We start from the raw sequence: 3334 nt of genomic DNA, 5'->3' as shown, positions 1-3334 counted from the left end.
AGTTACGCTTGCAGCTCGCGAATCCGCGCGAAGGGCAGGCGCGGGAGATCACGCGCGAATTACTGCAGCTGGCGAGTGCCGCGATTCTGCTCAAAGTGGCAGATCCGCCGCTGGCCGATGGCTGGTGTCAGCAGCATCTTGATCTGCGCGGCACGCGTGCATTGAGCGACGATCTCTGCGCGCGCTTACTGTTGCGCTGCAGTGCCGCTTGACGGCGCGCCATACAGAATGGCGGTAGCGTACCAGAAGCTGGGAATGGTGGTTTCATCCAGCATTAGAATTTGATAGTAAACCGCGCCCGCCTGATTGGCCTTAGCGGCAATAGCGCGCTGCGCATCATCCGGCGATCCGCGTGTGGTGGCGGTGATATTGCCGAGCTTTGGCAGACCATAACTTTGCGCGCGTGAAATCTCCTGCGCTTGCTGCGTGGGTGGCGGCGGAGCTTGTGGCGTGGTGGTGAAAGCGGCGCAGCCGCTGAGCAGCAGCGTTATGGCCAAATAGAGAGTACGCATAGCAACTCCTGAAGCAGGAAGATGGCTCAAGTGTAAGCCATCTTCCTGTGGCTTTTAGTCCTTCAGATGAAAAATGCTCACCAGCTGCGTCAGATGATGACCTTTCTTACTCAGATGATTGGCAGTGGTTTCTGACTGGTTAATCATATCGCTGCTTTGATGCGTGGCCTGGCTGATGTGATTCATCGCCAGATTCACCTGACCAATGCCCGCCGCCTGTTCCTGCGCGGCAATATTGATCTCGCCCATCAGCGTTTTAACCTGCTCGATGTGATTGACGATATGGCTCATCGCATCGCGCGTCTGCTCAGATAGCGTATGGCCGGCCGCCACTTTATCGATTGAGCTGGCAATCAAGCCATCAATCTCTTTGGCTGCCGTGGCACTGCGCTGTGCCAGCGCGCGTACTTCCGCCGCCACCACCGCAAAGCCTTTACCGTGTTCACCTGCGCGCGCTGCTTCAACCGCCGCATTGAGCGCCAGAATGTTGGTCTGGAAGGCAATCGACTCAATCACGTGGGTGATATCGGCGATGCTCTGCGACGCCACACGAATCTCCGACATGGTTTCCACCGAACGTGCCACGGTGCTGCCGCCGTGATTCACGGTGTTAGCCGCTTCACCGACCAGCGCCATCGCCTGACGCACATTGGCTGCGGTTTGTGCCACGGTGGCGCCAAACTGCTCCATGCTGGCCGAGGTTTCCTCCACGCTGCTGGCCTGACGTCCAATCTGCTCGCTGATGCTGGAGCTGCTGGCAGCGATGGTATCGGTGCCGCTGCTGATTTCACGCGCCGCCGAACGCACCTGACTGACCACTTTCTCCAGCCCATCGCCAATTCCGTTAATCGCGCTGACCAACTGACCAATCTCATCACGACGTGAAGAGTCGAGATGTGCCTGCAGATTACCGGCGGCGTACTGTTCTGCCAGATGAATCACCTGTTGCAGCGGACGCGTGATGGCGCGGCGGCTGTACCACATAAAGCCCATGGCAAAAGCGATCACCAGCGCCAGCCCAATCGTCATAAACAGGTTACGGCTGTGCGTGATTGGCGCCAGCAGGCTGGCACGGCTCACTTCACCGGCGATAACCCAGTTCCAGCCGGGAAGCTGCTGCCACGCCAGCAGTTTGGTTTCGCCATCCAGTTCAACCGCCACTAATCCCTTCGGCTGGCTAAGCAGTTGCTGCTGCGTGGCGTTATCCCAGCGCGGCAGTTTGCCTTCAGCGTGACGATCAAACAGATATTGGCCCTGGCTGCTGCCCGGCGCACCGTTCAAAACCGAGAAGGTGCCGCTGTCGCCAAGATGGCGCGCCAGCACTTTGTCACGCATCAGCGCGTATTGCGCATCGATCTGCACCCCGACGAACAGGATGGCGATCACCGTGCCGCTGCTATCCTGCACCGGCTGATACTGCGTGATGTAACGATGGCCGAACAGCGTCGCCAGGCCGCGATACACCGTGCCCTGATTGATGCTGCGCCAGGCCGCGCTGCTGCGATCCAGCTTGGTGCCCACCGCGCGGCTGCCATCCTCTTTTTTTAGCGAGGTAGCGATACGAATGTAATCCTCGCCGTCACGCACGAAGATGGTGGAAACCGCACCGGTGCGATCGAGAAAATCATCCACCGCGATTTGATCGAGGTTGAGGGTTTTCAATCCCGCACGCAGCGTTGGCGTGCTGAATTCGCCCACCTGAACACGTTCGCTGTCGTCGCGACTAAAACGTTTTGGCAAGAAGCTTTGGAACAGTTTGGTGTAATTCGCCACCTCTTCCGACAGCGTGGCGTTGAACATGGTGGCCATTTCATTAATGCCTTGCACCTGATTCTGCATATCATCGGTTGCCAGCTGCTCCAGCTGACGTGCCGCGTTATGGCTCAGGGTTAAGGTCAGAGTAAATAGCACAATTGCCACGCTCAAAGACGTCAATACAGACAGCTTGATTCCGAGACCCATGGCGCTGAGAGAAAGACGCTTCATAAAGTACCTTTTGAGATTATTGAAGGGGTACAAGATCAACGGCAAAGCGGGCTAAATGTTTAGGGCAGAAATTATTCAAACTTAATGTGAAGTGGCTCGCATTTTGTCCGGCAGCGCTTACACTGAGTCCAGTGATAATCATTCTCAATGGAGGCGGTATGATTGAGTTGGCAACGGAGAATCTGGCAGGCATCGAATGTATTCACGCAGCACCGGCCGGGCAGCGCCAGGCGCGCTTACCAACGGTGCTGTTCTATCACGGTTTTACCTCATCGAAAGAGGTTTACAGCTACTTTGCCGTGGCGCTGGCGCAGGCCGGTTTCCGCGTGATCATGCCCGATGCGGACATGCACGGCGCGCGCTATAACGGCGATACCGACGCGCGCATGACCCACTTCTGGGAGATCCTTAAGCAGAACATTGATGAAGTGCCGTTGCTGGAAAAGGTGCTGCGCGATAACGACTGGATTGCCGATGAGCGTTTTGCCGTGGCGGGAGCCTCGATGGGCGGCATGACCGCGCTGGGCGCAATGGCGCGCTATCCGCAAATCCACAGCGTGGCGTGTTTGATGGGTTCCGGCTACTTCATGCAGCTGAGTCATACGCTGTTTCCGCCGCTGGTGGCGCGTACGCCAGAACAGAAAGAGGCTTTTACCGCGCGTTTAGCGCCGCTGGCGCCGTACGATCCCAGCGAGCAACTGGAGAAACTGGCGAATCGACCTTTACTGCTGTGGCACGGCGAAGCGGATGAAGTTGTGCCCTTTGCCGAAACGGCGCGTCTACAGAAAGCGTTAGGCGAGGCGCAACTCGATCAACAGATGACCGCGCTTTCCGAA

3 protein-coding genes and 1 pseudogene are annotated in these 3334 nt (G+C 57.4%); 2 read left to right on the top strand and 2 right to left on the bottom strand.

The genetic code is table 11. From position 1 onward, the window contains the following. Nucleotides 1–212, top strand: a pseudogene (locus tag RTY00_RS22305) (isovaleryl-CoA dehydrogenase); the annotation flags it as partial. Here the strand turns inward: RTY00_RS22305 and bsmA are convergent. Further along, nucleotides 186–512: a biofilm peroxide resistance protein BsmA gene (gene bsmA / locus RTY00_RS22300; protein ID WP_312666302.1), complete on the bottom strand. Its 327-nt coding sequence runs from the start codon at nucleotides 510–512 to the stop codon at nucleotides 186–188. The pseudogene RTY00_RS22305 and the gene bsmA sit on opposite strands and share 27 nt — an antisense overlap. A gap of 54 nt (nucleotides 513–566) precedes the next feature. Next, nucleotides 567–2498 carry a Cache 3/Cache 2 fusion domain-containing protein gene (locus RTY00_RS22295; RefSeq protein ID WP_312666300.1) on the bottom strand — a complete coding sequence of 644 codons (1932 nt, stop codon included), beginning with the start codon at nucleotides 2496–2498 and terminating at the stop codon, nucleotides 567–569. Nucleotides 2499–2656: 158 nt separating this feature from the next. On the opposite strand from RTY00_RS22295, the gene yjfP reads away from it, so the two are divergent. Then, on the top strand, nucleotides 2657–3334 hold a 678-nt coding region (yjfP, locus tag RTY00_RS22290), incomplete at its 3' end, for an esterase (RefSeq protein ID WP_312666298.1).

It is taken from the genome of Pantoea sp. CTOTU49201 (assembly GCF_032054795.1).
GTDB lineage: Bacteria > Pseudomonadota > Gammaproteobacteria > Enterobacterales > Enterobacteriaceae > Pantoea > Pantoea symbiotica.
Note: the sequence above shows the minus strand (reverse complement) of the source record. Positions and strands in the feature narration are given on the sequence as shown.

What these genes read in the sequence shown, in the direction of transcription:
- bsmA (WP_312666302.1), bottom strand. Translation starts at nt 512, where the DNA reads ATGCGTACTCTCTATTTGGCCATAACGCTGCTGCTCAGCGGCTGCGCC.
- RTY00_RS22295 (WP_312666300.1), bottom strand. Translation starts at nt 2,498, where the DNA reads ATGAAGCGTCTTTCTCTCAGCGCCATGGGTCTCGGAATCAAGCTGTCT.